The organism is Sphingobium sp. B10D7B (assembly GCF_025961955.1).
Taxonomy (GTDB): domain Bacteria; phylum Pseudomonadota; class Alphaproteobacteria; order Sphingomonadales; family Sphingomonadaceae; genus Sphingobium.
In genome coordinates, this window is the sequence record NZ_JAOQOQ010000001.1 from 1,539,565 (window position 1) to 1,558,108 (window position 18,544).

Here is an 18,544-nt window from a genome sequence, read left to right on the forward strand (position 1 = left end):
GCCTCTCGCGCCGCTGAGTCATCGGAGAGGAGCAGCATGAGCACCCAAGCCCGCGACCTGATCAGCTTGCTGACCGTCTGTCTGGAAGACCTGTATGCGGGACGGGTTCTCGCCGCCGAGGCTTTGCCCTCAATCGCCGCTGCCGTCGGCCTGCCGGTCTCCCAGCTTGTCGATGCCCTGGCGCGCAGCTGGGACGATCAGGCGCGTGCGATCAACGCGCTCGAGCCGATCGAGGATCCCGCTGAGAACCTCTGGATGGGTGGCATCGTCAAGGATGCCCACCGCGATACCGAGACGATCCCGCAGGGGTCGTTACGCGACATCGCCATCATTGGCGCCGTGCGAAAAGCCGTGGCGGCCGATGCCGTCTCCCTGGAGACCGCCATCGCCGTTGCGAACAGGCTATCCCATGAGCGTGCGCAGGAGGCTCTGACCGCGATGCGCACGCATGCCCACGCCACCGATGAGCAGTTCCGCACGCTGCTGCTCGATGTGACGCGAGCCGCCGGTTGAACGCTTCTCTCATCTGAACAGCTGGCAGAGGCTGAAAGGCGGCGATGGCATGGTCCTATGTGGGAGGCGTTTGGCCGGTCTTGCCGTCGATCAGCACGGCCTGCTGCCATCGCCCGGGGGCCTTGTCCGTCCGGTGAATGCACCCGGCCCAACAGCAGGGCCGCTTCTTGCCCTCGCGCAGTTCCTCGCAGGTTCGCTGGATCCGTCTTTCGCGGGTCTTCGCCTGTTTAGCGTCCTCCACCCAGCAGATGAATTCGTTCCGGCCGAGCGGAGTCAGCTTCTCCCAGAGAGCGAGCAAATCGGCATCTGCGGTCAGCGCGTGCCGAAGATCGTCTGCGGCCCGATGGACGGTGCCATGCGGAAATGCGTCTGCCGTGTCGCGTGCCAAATCACCCATGGCCGCATGGTGCCCGTGCTGACCGGACAATTCAATGGGATGGAAGGGAAGCGCTGGCTGCGTAGGCGGACGCGCATTTGCGCTGCCCCGGCGCGACCTCGCAATGCGTAGTTTGACGTATTCCCTCCGAGCCCCTCGCAGCGCTCAATCATGGCACTTTCCGGCCGGTTTCGGAGTGCCTTATGACCCAGACTTCCCCCTCACGCCGCCAGTTTCTCGCTGCCGTCGGCAATCTGGCCAGCGCGGCCTGGGTGACCTTGAACTGGCCACAGATCGCATCCGCCGCAGAGCATGTCGGGCATGGTCATGGCGGCGCAGGAGCGGGCGAGGGGCATACGAGCTTTACGACGCTGAACCCTGCGGAAGCGGCTAATGTCGATGCGGTCGCCAACCAGATCGTGCCGGGCGGCGCCATGCCGGGCGCGCGGGATGCGCATATCGTCTACTTCATCGACAATGCGATGGGCAGCTTCTTTGCTGAGCAATGGCCGTCCTTCAAGGCTGGCCTGACCGAGTTCAACGCTGGCTATGCCGCGAAATATGGAACGCAGGCGCCATTCTCCGCCGCGCCGGACGCCCAGCAGATCGCCTGGCTCAAGGAGGTCGACAAGACGCCCTTCTTCCTGGCGGTGCGGCGGCTGACGGTCCTCGGCCTCATCGCCATGCCCAAATATGGCGGCAATTTCGAGGGGGTTGGTACCAAGCTGATCGGCGTGGTCGACAGCCATTATTGGGAGCCGCCCTTCGGCTATTACGACAAGGATTATCCGGGGTTCGAGCCCTATCCCGGCACCAAGCCCTACATGGCCTGACGGAGGCGCCCCATGGATCGCAAGACATACAAGACCAGCGAAACAGTCGATTTCATTGTCGTCGGCTCGGGCGCTTCGGGCGGCATCATGGCGCGGGAACTGGCGCGCGCCGGCAACAGCGTCGTGGTGATGGAGCAGGGGCCTCGGCTGGAGGCCTACGAGTTCGAGCATGACGAACTGAAGTACCGGCACCTGTCCGGCATCACCAACAGCCCGACGGCCAATCCGCAAACCTTCCGCAGCGACCCGAGCAAGCCGGCGCAGCGCATGGATCGTAATGCGCTGACCTATGCGCGCGTCGTCGGTGGCAGCAGCGCGCACTTCAACGCCAATTTCTGGCGACTGCACGAGATCGATTTTATCGAAGGCAGCCGGTGGGGCTCCATTCCCGGCGCCGATCTGGTCGACTGGCCGATCACTTATGCCGAACTCGAACCTTATTATACGATGGTGGAATGGGAGGTCGGCGTGTCCGGCCTCGCGGGAGCCAGCCCGTTCGATCCACCGCGCAGCAAGCCTTATCCCATGCCGCCGCTGCCGGTGAAATCCTCCGGCGTGCTGTTCGAGCGCGGGGCGCGCAAGCTCGGCCTGCATCCGTTCCCGGCGCCGCTGGCGATCAATTCCGTGATCTACAAGGATCGGCCGCCTTGCGCGCAATGCGGTCTGTGCGGCGGCTTTGGCTGCGAGGTGATGGCCAAGTCCTCGTCGGTCTGGACGGTGATCCCCGAGGCCGAGGCGACAGGCAATTGCGAGATCCGCTCGGAGAGCTACGTGTTCCGCATCGGCATGAACGATGCCGGGCGCGCCACCGGCGTCCATTATTTCGACAAGGATCGCAAGGAGCAGTTCCAGAATGCCCGCGCCGTGGTCGTGTGCGCCAATGGTGCGGAGACGCCGCGGCTGCTGCTCAACTCCGCGACCAATGCCTTCCCGGATGGGCTGGCCAATTCCAGCGGCAAGGTCGGTCGCTATCTGATGTGCAACAAGGGCGGCGGGGCGATGGCCCGGTTCGCGCAGCCGCTCAACGAATATAAGGGTGCGAACGTCACCCGCATCTTGCACGATTTCTATGACGCCGACGAGAAGCGCGGTTTCTACGGTGGCGGCGGGTTCGACGCGCGCTCGGGCGGGCCGCTCACCTGGGGGCAGAGCGTTCCCAAGGGCACGCCGACATGGGGGCCGGAGTTCAAGGAATATCTCGAATCCTATACCTATTGGATGAACTGCTCGGGCCACGGCACGTCGCTGGCGCAGGAGACCAACCGCGTCGACATCGATCCCGAACTCAAGGACGAGTGGGGCATTCCGGCCATCCGGGTGACCTACAGGGATCACCCTGACGACACCAAGCATGCGAACTGGCAGGCCGATCGGGCGGTGGAGATCATGGATGCCGCCGGCGCGACGCAGGTCGTCCGCAGTGAAGTGGGCGAAGGGCGCGGCGGCGTCCACCTGCTCGGCACCTGCCGCATGGGGAATAACCCGGAGACGTCGGTCATCGACAAATATCACCGGACCCATGACGTGCGGAACCTGTTCCTGTGCGATGGGTCGAGCATGGTGACGTCCGGGCGCGGTCAGCCCACGCAGACGATCGAGGCCCTGGCCTTCCGCGCGGCTGAACATATCGCCCGGTTCGCGCGGACCAATCAGATTTGATCGCAGCCACAGGGGCCGTCTGACACCAATCAGACGGCCCTGAGCTGACCTAGTAGATGCGTTCGCCCGGCATGAATGGCGGCGATTACGGTTATCGCCAGCCTCCCGCAATCACCCCATCGACTCTCATCATGACTTTGTCCTAAACCTGTCGTCGAGATCGATGATTTGGGTCATGCGCGTTCCTTCGCCGCCAAGAAGCGTCGGAGCGCTCTGGGCAGATGATATGCCCGGCACGCTGAGCCGGGTTCAAAGAGGAGCTGGATGAATGAACCAGATGAGCAACGTGAAGCTCGAGCAATTCCCCTATTCGGAAGCGGCCAAGAAGGCGCTCGCCCGCAAGCCGCAGCTGTTCATTGACGGGCAGTGGGTGGATTCCACCGGCGGTGAGACGCTGGGCGTGATCGATCCCAGCTCCGGCAAGGAAATCAGCCGCTTTGTCGATGCGAGCGATGCCGACGTCGATCGGGCCGTGGCAGCCGCCCGCCGCGCGTTCGACGATGGCCGCTGGTCCGACCTGCCGCCCATCGTCCGCGAGACGATGATGCGCAAGCTCGCCGATATTCTCGGCGCCCATGCGGATGAACTGGCCGAGCTGGAAGCCATCGACAATGGCAAGCCCAAGGGCATGGCCGGTGCCATCGACGTGCCCGGTGCCATCGGCATGATGCATTATATGGCGGGCTGGGCAACCAAGCTGGGCGGCGAGATGATCGAGCCCATGTCCGCGCCGCGCGGTGCTTTCCACAGCTATGTCCGCCGCGAGCCGATTGGCGTCGCCGCGCAGATCGTGCCGTGGAACTTCCCTCTGCTGATGGCGGTGCTGAAGATCAGCCCGGCGCTGGCCGCCGGTTGCACGGTGGTGCTCAAGCCGGCCGAGCAAACCTCGCTCACCGCGCTGCGCCTGGCCGACTTCATCGCCGAGGCCGGCATTCCGGCCGGCGTCGTGAACATCATCACCGGCAACGGTCATACCGCCGGCGATCGGCTCGTGCGGCACCCCGATGTCGACAAGGTGGCCTTCACCGGCTCGACGGAAGTGGGCAAGATCATCAACCGTACTGCGACAGACAGCCTCAAGCGCGTCACGCTGGAGCTGGGCGGCAAGTCGCCGGTGATCGTGCTGCCAGACGTCGACCCCAAGGTCGTCGGCCCCGGCACCGCGCAGGCGATCTTCTTCAATTCCGGCCAGGTCTGCGTCGCTGGCTCGCGGCTCTATGCGCACAAGAGCGTGTTCGACAGCGTCCTGGAGAACTTCGTGGAAGCCTCCGCATTCTGGCAGCCGCGCGCCAGCCTCGATCCCGATGCGCATATGGGGCCGCTGGTCAGCGACGAGCAGATGCAGCGCGTGATGGGCTATATCGAGGACGGCAAGAAGGCGGGCGCCTCTGTCGCCGTCGGCGGCGATGCGCCGGCCAGCGAGGGCGGCTATTATGTCAACCCGACCGTGCTGGTGGACGTGAAGCCGGACATGCGCGTGGTGCGCGAGGAGATCTTCGGCCCCGTCGTCGTGGCCCAGCGCTTCGATGATCTGGATGAAGTCGCGCGGCAGGCGAACGACACGAGCTTCGGCCTTGCGGCGGGCATCTGGACCAAGGATCTCTCGGCCATGCACAAGCTGGCCGCGAAGCTGAAGGCCGGCACGATCTGGGGCAATTGCCACTCGATGATCGACCCCGCGCTGCCGTTCGGCGGTTATAAGGAAAGCGGCCTTGGCCGCGAGCAGGGCCGTCAGGGCGTCGAGGCCTATACCGAGCTGAAATCGGTCATCATCGCCCTTTGATCCACAAATGAGCGCCCCCTCCTCAGCCGGGGAGGGGGGCGAGATCGGTCGAAGGACATGGCGGACCCGGACGACATCCGGAACTTTCTGCGCGTCGATGCGCGGATCACGACGTCCGGGCGACTTCAGTCGGGCGATCCTGCGCGCCTTGCCGAGATTGGCGTGCGCCATGTCATCAATCTCGCGCTGGATAGTCACCCGGAGGCCCTGCCGGATGAAGCCGCGGAGATGGCCGGGGCAGGGCTGCGTTACACGCATATCCCCATCCCCTTCGATGCGCCGGCCGAGCAGCATTATCAGGCGTTCGTCGCGGCGCTGGAGGCCGATGACGCGCCGGTGCATATCCACTGCATCATGAACTGGCGCGTTTCGGCCTTCGTCTATCGCTACCGCCGGGATGTGCTGGGCGTCGCCGAGGAACAAGCGCGGGCGCTGATGACGCAGATATGGGATCCTGCCGACGCGGCGAAGGCCGGGAGCAGCCCGGGCCTGGGGCCGTGGATCGAGATCATCGCGCCGCGCTAGACGGTGCGCAGGGAGAGGAGAGAGGCCATGACAGACTTTGCGGGGCGGCATGTGATCGTCACGGGCGCATCCAGCGGCATAGGACTGGCGACGGCGCGGATGCTCGCCGCCCGTGGCGCGAGGGTTTCCATGCTCGCGCGGCGCAAGGACGCGCTGGCCGATCAGGCCCGGGCCATTGGCGATCATGCCGCTGCCTTCGCCGCCGATGTCGGTGACAAAGCCGCGCTTGAAGCCGCGCTGGCAGAGGCCGTGGGGCATTTCGGGCCGGCTTATGGGTTGTTCGCCAATGCCGGGCTCGCGGGCAACTTCGCGCCGGCGCTGGCCTATTCGCCCGGGCTGTTCGACGAGGTGATCCGTGTCAACCTCACCAGCGTCTTCTGGGCGATCCAGGCGCTCGCGCCGGGAATGGTGGAAGCGAGCGAGGGCAGCATCCTCGTCACCGGATCGATGGCCAGCAAGCGCGGCATGGCGATGAACCCGGCTTATGTCGCGTCCAAACATGGCGTACTTGGGCTCTCGCGCGCCATCGCCGTCGAACTGGCGCCGCAGGGTGTGCGGTGCAACTGCATCGTCCCCGGCTTCATCGAAACGCCGGCCTTTGACCTGATCCCGCCCGAGCAAGCCGCGCGCATCAATCAGCGCGTGCCCCAGCGCCGGATGGGCAGCGCCGATGAACTGGCGGAGGTCGCCTGCTTCCTCCTTTCACCGGCTGCCAGTCATGTGACGGCGCAGAACTGGGCAGTCGATGGCGGCGTGCTCGATACGCTCGAAGTTTAAGGAACCCTCAGGATGACGCTCAAATATTACCACGCCGAGCCACTGGCCAATTCCCTCAAGTCGATGATCCCATTGAAGGAGAAGGGGCTGGCTTATGAGTCGATCTACGTCGATCTCCACAAGTTCGAGCAGCATTCGGACTGGTTCAAGGCGATCAACCCGGAAGGGCAGGTGCCGGTGCTGCTCCATAATGGCGCCGTGATCACCCACACGACCGTCATCAACGAGTATCTGGAAGACGTCTTTCCCGAAGTCCCGCTGATGCCCTACGATCCGCTCGGCAAGACCAAGGTGCGCTACTGGAACAAGTTTGTGGACGAGCATGTCATGAACTATGTCTCCATGCATGGCTGGCACCGGCTCGTCGGCGTGATCGCGCGCAACATCGAGAATGGCGAGTTCGAGAAGTTGCTCGAGCATATTCCGCTCCCCGATCAGCGCAAGAAATGGGCGACCGCGCGCTCTGGCTTTTCCGAGACGGACCTCGCCAACGCGACCGATAAGATCATCTATGCACTGCGCAAGATCGAGGCCCAGCTTGGTGAGACGCCCTGGCTGGCCGGCGATATGTACACGACGGCGGATATCAATTTCTTCAGCCATTGCGGCGCGATGGTGGAGCGGATGTTCCCGGAGCTGGATGTTACGACCAACTATCCGCGGATCGTCGATTGGCGCGAGCGGGTGAAGGCGCGCCCGGCCGTCGCCGAGGCGCTGGCCAGCGAAGACCGTACCGCGCCGGGCCTGCGGACCTGGTCTGGCGACCGCTAGACGCTGTAGCCGGCGACACAGTGAATTGAGATGATTGAAGGAGTTTGACGATGCGTGCATGGCAACTGGCGTCGGGGGCCACCTCGATCGACGATCTTCATCTGGTCGAGCGCGATCAGCCCGCGCCCGGTCCCGGCCAGGTGGCGATCCGGGTTCATGCCTGTTCGCTCAACTATCGCGATCAGGCGGTGGTGCTCGGGCGCTATCTCGGCGGTCCGGTGCCCAACCCCACCATTCCCTTGTCTGACGGGGCGGGCGAAGTCATTGCCGTGGGTGCGGGCGTGACGCAGTTCAAGCCTGGCGACCGGGTAGCCGGCACCTTCTTCCAGAGCTGGGACGATGGCCCGCCCAATCCGGCTGCGGGCCTCGCGCTCGGCGCGGCCGGCGCTGACGGGATGCTCGCCGAAGTGGTCGTTCTGCCGGAGCAGGGCGTGGTCCCCATCGCCAAGTCGCTCAGCTATGCCGAGGCGGCTTGCCTACCCTGCGCCGGTGTGACGGCCTGGAATGCGCTGTTTGAAGGCCCACGGCCGGTCAAACCCGGCGAACGCGTGCTGCTGCTCGGCACCGGCGGGGTGTCGATCCTCGCCCTGCAGCTCGCCAAGGCGGCCGGCTGTGAGGTTATCATCACCTCTTCCAGCGACGCCAAGCTGGAGCGCGCCAAGGCGCTGGGGGCCGATCATCTCATCAACTATCGCGAGATCGAGGACTGGGGTCAGCATGTCTCCACCACGATGGGCGGCGTCGACAAGGTGGTGGAGGTCGGCGGTGCAGGCACGGCGCAGCAAAGCATGGCCGCACTGCGCCACAATGGTGAGGTTGCGCTGATCGGCGTGCTCAATCCCATTGGCGGGCCTAACCCGTCGGGCCTGATGTTCGTCGGCGGGACGCTGCGGGGCATTTTCGTCGGCTCGCGCGGCATGGCGCGGCGACTGGCTGCGGCAATTGACGTCAACGGCATCAAGCCGGTCATCGGCGCCCGTTATGCATTCGAGGATGCCAAGGCGGCCTTCGCACATGGCAGCGGTTCGGAACATTTCAGCAAGGTGGTGATCGACGTTCGCTGAGATCGCGTGGCCCGCTTCATGTTCATACCCGGGGCCTGGCATAGCGGGTCGTGCTTCGACCGCCTGCGCGCGCCCCTGGAGCGGGCCGGGCACAGCATGATCGCGCCGGACCTGCCGGGTGCCGGTGGCGACGCGCGCGCCATGGCGCAGGTCTCGCTGGAGGGCTGGGCGCAGTTTATCGTCGGGGAGGCCCGCCGCCAGGCTGAGCCGGTGATCCTGTGTGCCCATAGTCGCGGCGGCATTATCGCCAGTCAGGCCGCCGAACTGGCGCCGGAGGCGTTCGCGGCGCTGGTCTATATCAGCGGCGCGCTCATCCCCGACGGGCAAAGCCTTTATGACATGATCGGGCGCTCGATGGAGACGGGCCGCTTCGGCGCCGCGCTCAGCCCGGTCCATGCAGGCCTTGGCTTGCGGTTCGATCCAGCGGCAGCGGCGGAATTCTTCTACCAGCTGTGCAGTCCTGAGGACCAGCGGCAGTCGGCCGTGCAGCTCATTGACGAACCGGTGAGGCCATTCGGGACCGCGCTGCGCCTCACTGCGGCTCGCTTTGGCCGCGTACCGCGCCATTACATCGAATGCGCGCAGGACCGGACCTTTTCATTGGACGTGCAACGCGCGATGCAGGCCGTGCTGCCTTGCCGCAGCGTGACCGCGCTCGAGAGCGACCACAGCCCGTTCATGTCCATGCCGGAAACCCTCGCGGGTGCTCTGGCGACCATCGCAGAACAAGAATGAAGAGGAGAGACGGATGACCAGGAAATTTGGCTTCGGCGGCGACATCGGTACCATCTGCCAGATGGCCTATGTGGTCCGCGACATCCATCAGGCGATCGACTGGTGGATCGAGCGGACGGGCGTCGGTCCCTGGTTCGTCCTGCCGAGCTTCGGGGGACCGGATCATGTCTATCGCGGCGAGACCTGCAAGAGTAGCAGCGCCATCGCGATGAGCTTTGCCGGCTCGACCAATATCGAGCTGATCCAGCCTCTCGATGACCATCCGTCGGTCTACAAGGAGACGATCGATCGCGTGGGCTACGGCTTCCATCACTTTGGCGTCGCGCGCGAGGACATCGAGGACGAGGTAGCGCGCCGGATAGCCCGTAGGGAAACACTGGTCCAGCGGGCGCCGGTTCCGACCGGTGGCTCTGTGGCGTTCTTCGAGGGTGGGCCGGGCGCGCCGGGCTTCGTCGAGCTGATTCCGGCAACGGCGGGCATGGATGCCGGCTTCACCGCCTTTTGGGAGCAGACGCAGGATTGGGATGGCCGCGACCCCGTCCGGCCCTTCCTGTGAGCCGGTTTAGGCCCCGCGCGGCCTCAATCATATTGCGCAGCAACATCGCGGTGCCTGATACCGCCCGCCGTGGAAATGGCATGAACCGGCGATCCGTGGGAGCCGGCTCCGATGGGGCCGGAAACTGGTTCGCTGCTGCAGCATGAAGGCGTAGTTTTTTGACGCCGTTGCGAGGTGATAAATCCCTATCAATTCGCTAATTTCTGCGCCGGAGGGTCTGGGCGGCCTTCCAATTTTTCGTTTGTGTAACATACAAAATTTCGTATGTTCCGCCCGTCCATCGATTCGACGTTCTCGTCGAACGCAGACCCTTGTTTCTCGCGATCCAAATGGAGAGGCTCTCTGATGTCCAACCCTACCAATCTTGAGCAAGTGCTCAACGCCGCCGGCAATCCGGTGGAAATGCTGCGTAACAGCCAGATCGGCGCCTATGTGTATCCGGTCGTTGCTCCGGAATTCTCCAACTGGCGCTCCGAACAGTGGGCCTGGCGGAACGCTGCGGTGCTGTTCGATCAGTCGCACCACATGGTCAACCTGTTCATCAAGGGCAAGGACGCGCTCAAGCTCCTGACCGATACGATGATCAACTCGCCCAAGGGCTGGGAAGTCAACAAGGCCAAGCAGTATGTGCCCGTGACGCCTTATGGCCACGTCATCGGCGACGGCATCATCTTCTGGGAAGAGCCCGAAGTGTTCTGCTATGTCGGCCGTGCGCCGGCTGCCAACTGGCTGCAGTACCATGCCGAGACCGGCGGCTACGACGTCGAGATCGTCTATGACGACCGTTCGCCTTCGCGTCCGATGGGCAAGCCCGTCAACCGCAGCTACTGGCGCTTCCAGATCCAGGGCCCGAACGCCTGGGACGTGATCGAGAAGCTGCATGGCGGCAAGCTCGAGCAGCTCCGCTTCTTCAACATGTCCACCATGAACATCGCTGGCCGCTCCGTGCGCACGCTCCGTCACGGCATGGCCGGTGCGCCGGGTCTCGAAATCTGGGGTCCGTACGAAGAGATGGAAGACATCCGCGGCGCCATCGTCGAGGCTGGCAAGGATCTCGGCCTGGTGCAGGTCGGTTCGCGCGCTTATCCCTCGAACACGCTGGAATCCGGTTGGATCCCGAGCCCGCTGCCCGCCATCTACACCGGCGAGAAGCTGAAGGCCTATCGTGAGTGGCTGCCGGCCAAGAGCTACGAAGCCACCGGCGCGATCGGCGGTTCGTTCGTCTCGAACAACATCGAGGATTACTACACCAATCCTTATGAGATCGGTTACGGTCCGTTCGTTAAGTTCGACCACGACTTCATCGGCCGCGAAGCGCTTGAAGCCCTCGACGCTTCGACGCAGCGCAAGAAGGTCACGCTGGCCTGGAACGGCGACGACATGGCGAAGATCTACGGTTCGCTGTTCGATGCCGACGCCGACTCGCACTACAAGTTCTTCGACCTGCCGCTGGCCAACTATGCCAACACCAATGCCGACGCCGTCCTCGACGCCGCTGGCAACACGGTCGGCATCTCGATGTTCACCGGCTACTCGTACAACGAGAAGCGCGCGCTTTCGCTCGCGACCATCGATCACGAGATCCCCGTCGGCACCGAGCTGACGGTCCTGTGGGGCGAGGAAAATGGCGGCACGCGCAAGTCCACCGTCGAGCCGCACAAGCAGATCGCTGTTCGTGCCGTCGTGAGCCCGGTTCCCTATTCGGTGACCGCGCGCGAGACGTACGAAGGCGGCTGGCGCAGCGCTCGCGTCGACGCCTGATCCTGATCCGTTGCGGGCGGCCATCCTCCGGGGTGGCCGCCCCGACGACCTTCTAAAAACACAGTAAGCCCTAATCGAGGCGAGGACTTTTCATGGCTACGGCAACCCTGGACAAGACCGCACTGGCGCGGCTGTTTGAAGACTACTCGCTCGAAATCACGCCCAAGGACGTGGAAGCGCTGCAGAATGCCGCGCACATGATCCCGCAGGGTACGCTCATTTCCTGCACCTTTTTGCCGGGTGCCGAGTTCGAGGATCGCGTCCGCGCGGCTCGGGCCATTCAGGACCTCGGTTTCAAGCCGGTTCCGCACATTTCCGCACGGCGCCTGCTGGTAAAGGAAGACCTCAACCGCTTCCTCGACATGCTCGCCGCACAGATCGACCTCAAGCATGTGTTCGTGATCGCCGGCGATCCCTCCGAACCGCTTGGGCCCTATGATGACGCGCTGGCCGTGATCTCCTCGGGCACGCTCAAGGACTATGGCATCCAGCATGTCGGCATTTCCGGCTATCCCGAAGGTCACCCCGACATCACCAACGAAAAGCTCGTCAAGGCGATGCATGACAAGGTTGCCTCGCTCAAGGAGCAGGGGATCGACTATTCGATCATGACCCAGTTCGGTTTCGATGCCGATCCGGTGCTCGACTGGCTCAAGCAGATCCGCGCCGAGGGCATTGACGGCCCCGTGCGCATCGGCCTTGCCGGCCCGGCCTCGATCAAGACGCTGCTCCGCTTTGCCGCGCGCTGCGGCGTCGGCACCTCCGCCAAGGTCGTCAAGAAGTACGGCCTCTCGATCACCAGCCTCATCGGCAGCGCCGGTCCCGATCCGGTGATCGCCGATCTCGTCCCCGCGCTGGGCGAGGAACATGGCAAGGTCCACCTCCATTTCTATCCGTTCGGCGGTCTGGTGAAGACCAACGAGTGGATCGTGAACTTCAAGGGCAAGCAGGGCATCTGACGCTCCGGCGTCCGCTGCCGCTCAATTAATTCCGGACAAAGACGGTCGGCCCGTTCCGGGCCGTATCATGGAAAGGCTAGGAGAATCATGGCTCAAGGCTCCGACATCGAAATCGCACGCGAAGCGAAGATGCAGAACATCGCCGAGGTCGGCGCAAAGGTCGGCATCCCGCAGGACGCGCTGCTGAACTACGGTCCGTACAAGGCGAAGCTGTCCTGGGACTTCATCAACAGCGTCCAAGGCAATCAGGATGGCAAGCTCATCCTCGTCACCGCGATCAATCCGACGCCGGCAGGCGAGGGCAAGACCACGACGACGGTCGGCCTTGCTGACGGCCTGAACGCCATCGGCAAGAAGACGGTTGCGGCGCTGCGTGAGCCGTCGCTCGGCCCGTGCTTCGGCGTCAAGGGCGGTGCTGCCGGCGGCGGTTATGCGCAGGTCGTGCCGATGGAGGACATCAACCTCCACTTCACCGGCGACTTCCACGCCATCACCTCGGCGAACAACCTGCTTGCCGCGCTGATCGACAATCACATCTATTGGGGCAACAAGCTCGGCCTCGATCCGCGTCGTATCGCATGGCGTCGCGTGCTGGACATGAACGACCGCGCCCTGCGTTCGATCGTCAACTCGCTCGGTGGCGTGTCCAACGGCTACCCCCGCGAGGATGGCTTCGACATCACCGTGGCGTCGGAAGTCATGGCGATCCTCTGCCTCGCTTCGGACCTCAAGGATCTGGAGCGTCGCCTCGGTAACATCCACGCCGGCTACACCCGCGACCGCAAGGCCGTGCTGGCGCGCGAGCTGAACGCCTCGGGCGCGATGACCGTCCTGCTCAAGGACGCGCTGCAACCCAACATCGTGCAGACGCTCGAGAACAACCCCGTGCTGATCCACGGCGGACCGTTCGCGAACATCGCGCATGGCTGCAACTCGGTGCTCGCCACCAAGACGGCGCTCAAGATCGCCGACTATGTGGTGACCGAAGCCGGGTTCGGCGCTGACCTTGGCGCCGAGAAGTTCTTCGACATCAAGTGCCGCAAGGCTGGCCTGAAGCCCTCGGCGGCGGTCATCGTGGCCACCATCCGCGCGCTCAAGATGCACGGCGGCGTCGACAAGGCCGATCTTGGCACGGCAAACCCGGACGCGGTGCGCAAGGGCGGCGTCAACCTTGCCCGTCACATCGAGAACGTCCGTCAGTTCGGCGTGCCCGTGGTCGTGGCGATCAACCAGTTCGTCACCGACACGGCCGAGGAAATGGCCGTCGTTCAGGAGATCGCGGAAGCCGCTGGCGCCGAAGCGGTCGAGTGCAGCCACTGGGCCAATGGCTCCAAGGGCACAGAAGAGCTGGCCCGCAAGGTTGTCGCCCTGGCCGAGGGCGGTTCGTCCAACTTCGCGCCGATCTATGAGGACGGCCTCTCGCTGTTCGACAAGATCGACACGATCGCCAAGCGCATCTACCGCGCCAGCGAAGTGACGGCCGACAGCAGCGTGCGCAACAAGCTCAAGGGCTGGGAAGCCGATGGCTATGGGCATCTGCCGGTCTGCATGGCCAAGACGCAGTACAGCTTCTCGACCGACCCGAGCCTGCGCGGTGCGCCGACCAACCACGTCGTGCCGGTGCGCGACGTGATCCTGTCGGCAGGCGCCGAGTTCATCGTCGCGGTGTGCGGCGACATCATGCGCATGCCCGGCCTGCCCAAGACGCCGTCGGCGGACTTCATCCGTCTGGACGACAAGGGTCAGATCGAAGGTCTGTTCTGATCAATTAAGATGAAGGAGGCTAGCGGCCTCCTGCTTTGAGATTGGCCCGTCGGCGTTGCTGGCGGGCCATTTTCTTTTCCGGTTAACAAGTATTTACCGCGTATTAACCATCGGTTAGACAGTCCTTGTCTGTGGGGGGCAAGCGAACGATGGTGCGCTATAAAGTGATGCTGGTTTTCGGCACGAGGCCCGAAGCCATCAAGATGTTTCCTGTCTATGATGCGCTGAAATCTCTACCGCAGATCGAGACAAAAGTCTGCGTTTCCGCACAGCATCGGGCGTTGCTCGACCAGGTTCTCGATCTTGCCGGGATTGTGCCGGACTTCGATCTCGACATCATGGCGCCGGATCAGACGCTCGACACGTTGACGGCGCGGCTCATCCTCGCCTTGGGCGCCGTGTTCGACGCCGAACGGCCCGACAGGGTGCTGGTCCACGGCGATACCAAGACCGCAATGATGGCTGCCCTTGCGGCTTATTACCGCCGCATTCCGGTTGGGCATGTCGAGGCGGGCTTGCGCAGCGGCGATATTTACAACCCATGGCCCGAAGAGGTGAATCGCCGCATCATCGCCTGCGCGGCCAATCTGCACTTTGCCCCGACGGCGGGGGCGGCGGCAGCGCTGGAAGCCGAGCATACCCAAGGGCGGATCATCGTGACGGGCAACACGGTGGTGGATGCCTTGCTCGCGACTCAGGGCAGGCTGCGGGAGCAGCCTTTTTTGGCGGGCTCGATCGCACCCGTGCTGCGGCGTTTTTCAGGGTGCCGGATCGTTATCGTTACCAGCCACAGGCGGGAGAATCTGGGGCAGGGGCTCTCGAACATTGCCGCCGCCATCCGCGCCGTCGCCCAGCGCGACGATGTGGCTATCATCTGGCCGGTCCATCCCAATCCACAGGTCCGCGCCACATTGGAGCCCGCGCTTTCCCACCTGGAGAATGTCGCGCTGATTGAACCGGTGGATTATCCAGGATTTGTGGGCCTGCTCGATGCAGCCTCCCTGGTGTTGACGGATAGTGGCGGCATCCAGGAGGAAGCGCCCACATTTGGCAAGCCCGTGCTGGTCATGCGGGAGACGACCGAACGGCCAGAGGGCATCGAGGCAGGCACCGCGCGGCTCGTCGGCACCGTCCCCGATCGCATCGTCGCCGAAGTCGCGCGGTTGCTGGACGACCCGCAGGCCTATGCCGCCATGGCCCATGCCCATAGTCCTTTCGGGGATGGCCAAGCCGCCGCGCGCATCGCGGCAGTGCTGGCCGAAGAAGCCGCAGCGCGATGGGTGGTGGTGCCCAGCCTCGGAAACCTGCAATCGGTTTCCCACGTGCCCAGCGCGCCATAGAGCGCGGCTTGGCATCATGATCTCGCCTGCGACCGGGCAAAAACCCGGCGGAGTCTATGCCGTGCGAGTGATCGTCGAAGCCGGGCGAACGGCCTGAATCGCGTTTATCGGCGATTTCTACGGGCTTGCCAGAGCAAGACTGATTAGAATCGCCGACATCTCCTTTCGACGCAGTTCGATTTGTTCTCCTTCGCTCAGTCATCAGGAAAGAGCGGATTACCCAACGATCGACCAGCAGAATCCGACCTAATCTAAAGCAGTTGCATTTGTCTGAGCAATCGATTGCAAAAATGTTTAGACAAAGTGTATTCATTTTCGTAAGCCGATATTGACGATCGACAGTAGGGCCGATCGCGCTGTCATATTGGGGAGGATCATGGCCAAAAATGGCTTCCGGCGCGCATCTGCGCTTGGCTTCGTGTCGTTTGCTGCGCTTGTTGCGTCGCAGGGTGTCAGCGCTCAGACGGGCACCGCACAGACCAATCAGTCCGAGGATGATGCCGCGAACACCGCTGACATTGTGGTGACCGGCACCCAGTTGCGCGGGGTTGCGCCGGTGGGTTCCTCGGTGATTGCAGTCGGTCAGCAGGAAATCCGCGATACGGGGCTGGCCACGACATCGGATATCCTCAAGACCATTCCGCAGGTGTCCGCCTTGGGGCCGGGCGAAGCCACGCTGGGCACCAACGTCAACAGCGCGACGCTCAACAGCACCCGCGCCAACGGCGTTAACCTGCGCGGCCTCGGCACGCAGGCGACGCTCACCTTGCTCGATGGGCGCCGCGCCCCTCCGGGCGGTGTTGCCGGCCAGCTCTTCGATGCCTCGGTGATCCCGGCCATTGCGCTCGAACGGATCGACATCGTGGCGGACGGCGCTTCGGCCACTTACGGCTCGGATGCTGTCGCGGGCGTTGCCAACCTCATCCTGCGCCGCAACTTCGACGGTCTGGAGGCCAGCGCGCGTTACGGCTTTGCCGATGGCTATGACGAATGGCAGGGCAATGCCATTCTCGGTAAGAAGTGGGACACCGGCTCGGTGATGATTGCCGGTGACTATTATTACCACAGCCGCCTGCGCCAAGAAGATCGCGCCGAGCTGTTCCAGTGCGATCAGCGTGCTTTTGGCGGCTTGAACAATTGCGCGTTCACCAGCTCGCCGGGCAATGTGATCGATCCCGCGACCTTCACCCGTTATGGGCTTCCGGGGGGCAGCGGCGAGAATCTGACACCGGCGAATCTGTCTACGACGCCCAATTTCCAGCAAAGCTATGTGAACAATGATCTTCTGCCCCAGCTCACGCGCTGGAGCGTCATTGGCCGCCTCGATCAGGAACTGACGCCCGGCCTCAAAATGTGGGCCAGCGGCTTCTACTCCAAGCGGACCCTGAACCAGCGCGCGGGGTCTCTGACGCTGGGCGCCGCGACGCCCGTACCGAGCAGCAATCCCTATTTCATCGAGTTCGCGCCGGGGCAGACCTCGCAGATCGTCGAATATGCCTTCAACGAATATGGGCCGATCCAGGGCAACATCTACGAAAGCTCATACCAGCTGGCGACCGGGTTCGACTATTCGCTGGATGGCAATTGGCAGCTTTCCATCTACGGCTCCCATGGCGCCACGGAAGGCGGCGCCAAGACGGACGGTTTCCTGAACACCGCTTTGCTCTCCGCCGCGCTGGCTGATTCCAACCCCGCGACGGCCCTGAACGTCTACGGGACCGGGCAGAACAGCCGCGACCAGATCGAGAAGCTCGTCGCCTTCTTCGATGTGACCGGCCTCTACACGGTCGATCTCGTCAACGTGAAGACGGACGGTGCGCTGTTCAACATCGGCGGCGGCGCGGTGCGCATGGCGGTGGGCGGCGAGTTCCACCATGATTATTACCGCAACACCGCTGCCGAGAATATCAACGGGCCATCGCTCTCGCAGATCAACCTCTTTGGCGATACGGCCAGCTCTCGCGACGTCTGGTCGGCCTTTGCGGAGGTGAACGTGCCGCTGGTCGGTGCGGCCAATGCCATGCCGGGCATTGATCGGCTCGAACTCAACATTGCCGGCCGCTATGATCACTATAGCGACGTCGGCGGCACGACCAATCCGAAGTTCGGCATCCGCTACGATCCGGTGCCGGGCGTCTCGGCTCATGCCAGCTACGGCACCTCGTTCCGGGCGCCGACGCTGTCCGATACTAATCCCGCCAGCACGGCGACGGTGTTTTCGATCCCCAATTTCGGCCCGTTCGGCAATGTGATCGAATATGTCGGCGGCAATGCCGATCTCAAGCCGGAGAAGGCCACGACCTGGTCGGTTGGCGTGAAGTTCACCCCGCCGAACAGCGGCTTCACCGCGTCACTGGACTACTTCAACATCGATTATAAGGACGTCATCGAGACCGCGCCGGTCTTCAGCGTGCAGGTCTTCACCGACCCGGCCTACGCGCCGTTCGTGACCTTCAACCCGACCGTCGCGCAGGTGAACGCGATCTACAATCTGCCCTGGGCGCCGCCGGCGATCATTGCAGCCTCGGATGTCGATGCCATTGTCGATGCCCGCCGCAACAATGTTGGCCGCATCAAGATGGACGGGCTGGATTTCATGGCCAACTATGCATTCGATCTGGGCGGCGGATCGGCCAATATCGGCGTCTCCGGCACTTATCTGCTCGGCTATGGACGGGCGACCGGCCCGACCTCACCGACAGTGGACCGGCTGAACCTCGCCAACTTCCCGCTGCGGTTCCGGGGCCGCGCCAATCTCGGGTGGCGGGGCGACAATTTCGGCGCCACGATGTTCGTGAACTATACCAATGCCTACACCAACACGGTGGGCACCATCGCGCCATCGCAGTCCGTCGACTCCTACACGACGGTCGATCTGACGCTGACCTACGACGTGCCCAAGGCGGATGGCGTGCTGAGCGGCCTGTCCTTCTCGCTGAGTGCGCTCAATCTGTTCGACGCCGCGCCACCCTTCGCGGCGATCGCCAACAATCAGGTCTATGACTCGACTGTGGCGAACCCACTCGGCCGGTTTGTCTCGCTGACGGTCCGCAAGGCATTCTGACCCGATGTCACCCGCGCCCTCCAGTAGGGCGCGGGTGGCCGGATTGCTCTCGACGGGCAGGGGC

General features: G+C 63.7%; 16 protein-coding genes. 15 read left to right on the forward strand and 1 reads right to left on the reverse strand.

Going from position 1 to position 18,544, the window contains the following annotated elements:
• The first annotated feature begins 36 nt into the window (after nucleotides 1-36).
• Nucleotides 37-513 carry a DUF892 family protein gene (locus tag M2331_RS07260; protein WP_181559654.1) on the forward strand — a complete coding sequence of 159 codons (477 nt, stop codon included), beginning with the start codon at nucleotides 37-39 and terminating at the stop codon, nucleotides 511-513.
• A 55-nt stretch (nucleotides 514-568) separates the two neighbouring features.
• Here M2331_RS07260 and M2331_RS07265 read toward each other — a convergent pair whose 3' ends face one another.
• On the reverse strand, nucleotides 569-910 hold the full coding sequence (locus M2331_RS07265; RefSeq protein WP_181559655.1) for a YdeI/OmpD-associated family protein: 342 nt from the start codon (nucleotides 908-910) through the stop codon (nucleotides 569-571).
• 182 nt (nucleotides 911-1,092) lie between these two features.
• On the opposite strand from M2331_RS07265, the gene M2331_RS07270 reads away from it, so the two are divergent.
• The 14 genes from M2331_RS07270 (at nucleotide 1,093) to M2331_RS07335 (ending at nucleotide 18,480) form a co-directional block, all read left to right on the forward strand.
• Nucleotides 1,093-1,722, forward strand: a complete 630-nt coding sequence (locus M2331_RS07270) for a gluconate 2-dehydrogenase subunit 3 family protein (protein WP_181559656.1) — start codon at nucleotides 1,093-1,095, stop codon at nucleotides 1,720-1,722.
• A gap of 12 nt (nucleotides 1,723-1,734) precedes the next feature.
• On the forward strand, nucleotides 1,735-3,381 hold the full coding sequence (locus tag M2331_RS07275) for a GMC family oxidoreductase (protein WP_181559657.1): 1,647 nt from the start codon (nucleotides 1,735-1,737) through the stop codon (nucleotides 3,379-3,381).
• A 268-nt stretch (nucleotides 3,382-3,649) separates the two neighbouring features.
• On the forward strand, nucleotides 3,650-5,164 hold the full coding sequence (locus tag M2331_RS07280) for an aldehyde dehydrogenase family protein (RefSeq protein WP_181559658.1): 1,515 nt from the start codon (nucleotides 3,650-3,652) through the stop codon (nucleotides 5,162-5,164).
• A gap of 57 nt (nucleotides 5,165-5,221) precedes the next feature.
• Nucleotides 5,222-5,689, forward strand: a complete 468-nt coding sequence (locus M2331_RS07285; RefSeq protein WP_181559659.1) for a protein tyrosine phosphatase family protein — start codon at nucleotides 5,222-5,224, stop codon at nucleotides 5,687-5,689.
• Between the two features lie 27 nt (nucleotides 5,690-5,716).
• The gene (locus tag M2331_RS07290) at nucleotides 5,717-6,466 is read left to right on the forward strand and encodes an SDR family NAD(P)-dependent oxidoreductase (protein WP_181559660.1); all 750 of its coding nucleotides are present in this window, start codon (nucleotides 5,717-5,719) and stop codon (nucleotides 6,464-6,466) included.
• Nucleotides 6,467-6,478: 12 nt separating this feature from the next.
• Nucleotides 6,479-7,237, forward strand: a complete 759-nt coding sequence (locus M2331_RS07295) for a glutathione S-transferase family protein (protein WP_181559661.1) — start codon at nucleotides 6,479-6,481, stop codon at nucleotides 7,235-7,237.
• Nucleotides 7,238-7,287: 50 nt separating this feature from the next.
• Nucleotides 7,288-8,301, forward strand: a complete 1,014-nt coding sequence (locus M2331_RS07300; protein ID WP_181559662.1) for a zinc-dependent alcohol dehydrogenase family protein — start codon at nucleotides 7,288-7,290, stop codon at nucleotides 8,299-8,301.
• An 18-nt stretch (nucleotides 8,302-8,319) separates the two neighbouring features.
• A complete protein-coding gene (locus M2331_RS07305) occupies nucleotides 8,320-9,036 on the forward strand; it encodes an alpha/beta fold hydrolase (RefSeq protein WP_181559663.1) in 717 nt (238 codons plus the stop codon).
• Between the two features lie 13 nt (nucleotides 9,037-9,049).
• Nucleotides 9,050-9,592 (forward strand): VOC family protein, encoded by a 543-nt coding sequence (locus tag M2331_RS07310; protein WP_181559664.1) that lies wholly within the window; start codon nucleotides 9,050-9,052, stop codon nucleotides 9,590-9,592.
• 345 nt (nucleotides 9,593-9,937) lie between these two features.
• On the forward strand, nucleotides 9,938-11,353 hold the full coding sequence (gene ligM, locus M2331_RS07315; protein ID WP_181559665.1) for a vanillate/3-O-methylgallate O-demethylase: 1,416 nt from the start codon (nucleotides 9,938-9,940) through the stop codon (nucleotides 11,351-11,353).
• Between the two features lie 92 nt (nucleotides 11,354-11,445).
• A complete protein-coding gene (locus M2331_RS07320; RefSeq protein WP_181559666.1) occupies nucleotides 11,446-12,312 on the forward strand; it encodes a methylenetetrahydrofolate reductase in 867 nt (288 codons plus the stop codon).
• A gap of 87 nt (nucleotides 12,313-12,399) precedes the next feature.
• Entirely contained in the window at nucleotides 12,400-14,076 is a 1,677-nt protein-coding gene (locus M2331_RS07325; protein WP_181559667.1) for a formate--tetrahydrofolate ligase, read from the forward strand.
• A gap of 149 nt (nucleotides 14,077-14,225) precedes the next feature.
• Nucleotides 14,226-15,416 (forward strand): non-hydrolyzing UDP-N-acetylglucosamine 2-epimerase, encoded by a 1,191-nt coding sequence (wecB, locus tag M2331_RS07330; RefSeq protein ID WP_181559668.1) that lies wholly within the window; start codon nucleotides 14,226-14,228, stop codon nucleotides 15,414-15,416.
• 376 nt (nucleotides 15,417-15,792) lie between these two features.
• A complete protein-coding gene (locus M2331_RS07335) occupies nucleotides 15,793-18,480 on the forward strand; it encodes a TonB-dependent receptor plug domain-containing protein (RefSeq protein ID WP_181559669.1) in 2,688 nt (895 codons plus the stop codon).
• The last annotated feature ends 64 nt before the right edge of the window (nucleotides 18,481-18,544 follow it).

Excerpts from the sequence above, each read along its gene's own strand:
- M2331_RS07260 (WP_181559654.1), top strand. The coding sequence starts at position 37 with ATGAGCACCCAAGCCCGCGACCTGATCAGCTTGCTGACCGTCTGTCTG.
- M2331_RS07265 (WP_181559655.1), bottom strand. The coding sequence starts at position 910 with ATGGGTGATTTGGCACGCGACACGGCAGACGCATTTCCGCATGGCACC.
- M2331_RS07270 (WP_181559656.1), top strand. The coding sequence starts at position 1,093 with ATGACCCAGACTTCCCCCTCACGCCGCCAGTTTCTCGCTGCCGTCGGC.
- M2331_RS07275 (WP_181559657.1), top strand. The coding sequence starts at position 1,735 with ATGGATCGCAAGACATACAAGACCAGCGAAACAGTCGATTTCATTGTC.
- M2331_RS07280 (WP_181559658.1), top strand. The coding sequence starts at position 3,650 with ATGAACCAGATGAGCAACGTGAAGCTCGAGCAATTCCCCTATTCGGAA.
- M2331_RS07285 (WP_181559659.1), top strand. The coding sequence starts at position 5,222 with ATGGCGGACCCGGACGACATCCGGAACTTTCTGCGCGTCGATGCGCGG.
- M2331_RS07290 (WP_181559660.1), top strand. The coding sequence starts at position 5,717 with ATGACAGACTTTGCGGGGCGGCATGTGATCGTCACGGGCGCATCCAGC.
- M2331_RS07295 (WP_181559661.1), top strand. The coding sequence starts at position 6,479 with ATGACGCTCAAATATTACCACGCCGAGCCACTGGCCAATTCCCTCAAG.
- M2331_RS07300 (WP_181559662.1), top strand. The coding sequence starts at position 7,288 with ATGCGTGCATGGCAACTGGCGTCGGGGGCCACCTCGATCGACGATCTT.
- M2331_RS07305 (WP_181559663.1), top strand. The coding sequence starts at position 8,320 with ATGTTCATACCCGGGGCCTGGCATAGCGGGTCGTGCTTCGACCGCCTG.
- M2331_RS07310 (WP_181559664.1), top strand. The coding sequence starts at position 9,050 with ATGACCAGGAAATTTGGCTTCGGCGGCGACATCGGTACCATCTGCCAG.
- ligM (WP_181559665.1), top strand. The coding sequence starts at position 9,938 with ATGTCCAACCCTACCAATCTTGAGCAAGTGCTCAACGCCGCCGGCAAT.
- M2331_RS07320 (WP_181559666.1), top strand. The coding sequence starts at position 11,446 with ATGGCTACGGCAACCCTGGACAAGACCGCACTGGCGCGGCTGTTTGAA.
- M2331_RS07325 (WP_181559667.1), top strand. The coding sequence starts at position 12,400 with ATGGCTCAAGGCTCCGACATCGAAATCGCACGCGAAGCGAAGATGCAG.
- wecB (WP_181559668.1), top strand. The coding sequence starts at position 14,226 with ATGGTGCGCTATAAAGTGATGCTGGTTTTCGGCACGAGGCCCGAAGCC.
- M2331_RS07335 (WP_181559669.1), top strand. The coding sequence starts at position 15,793 with ATGGCCAAAAATGGCTTCCGGCGCGCATCTGCGCTTGGCTTCGTGTCG.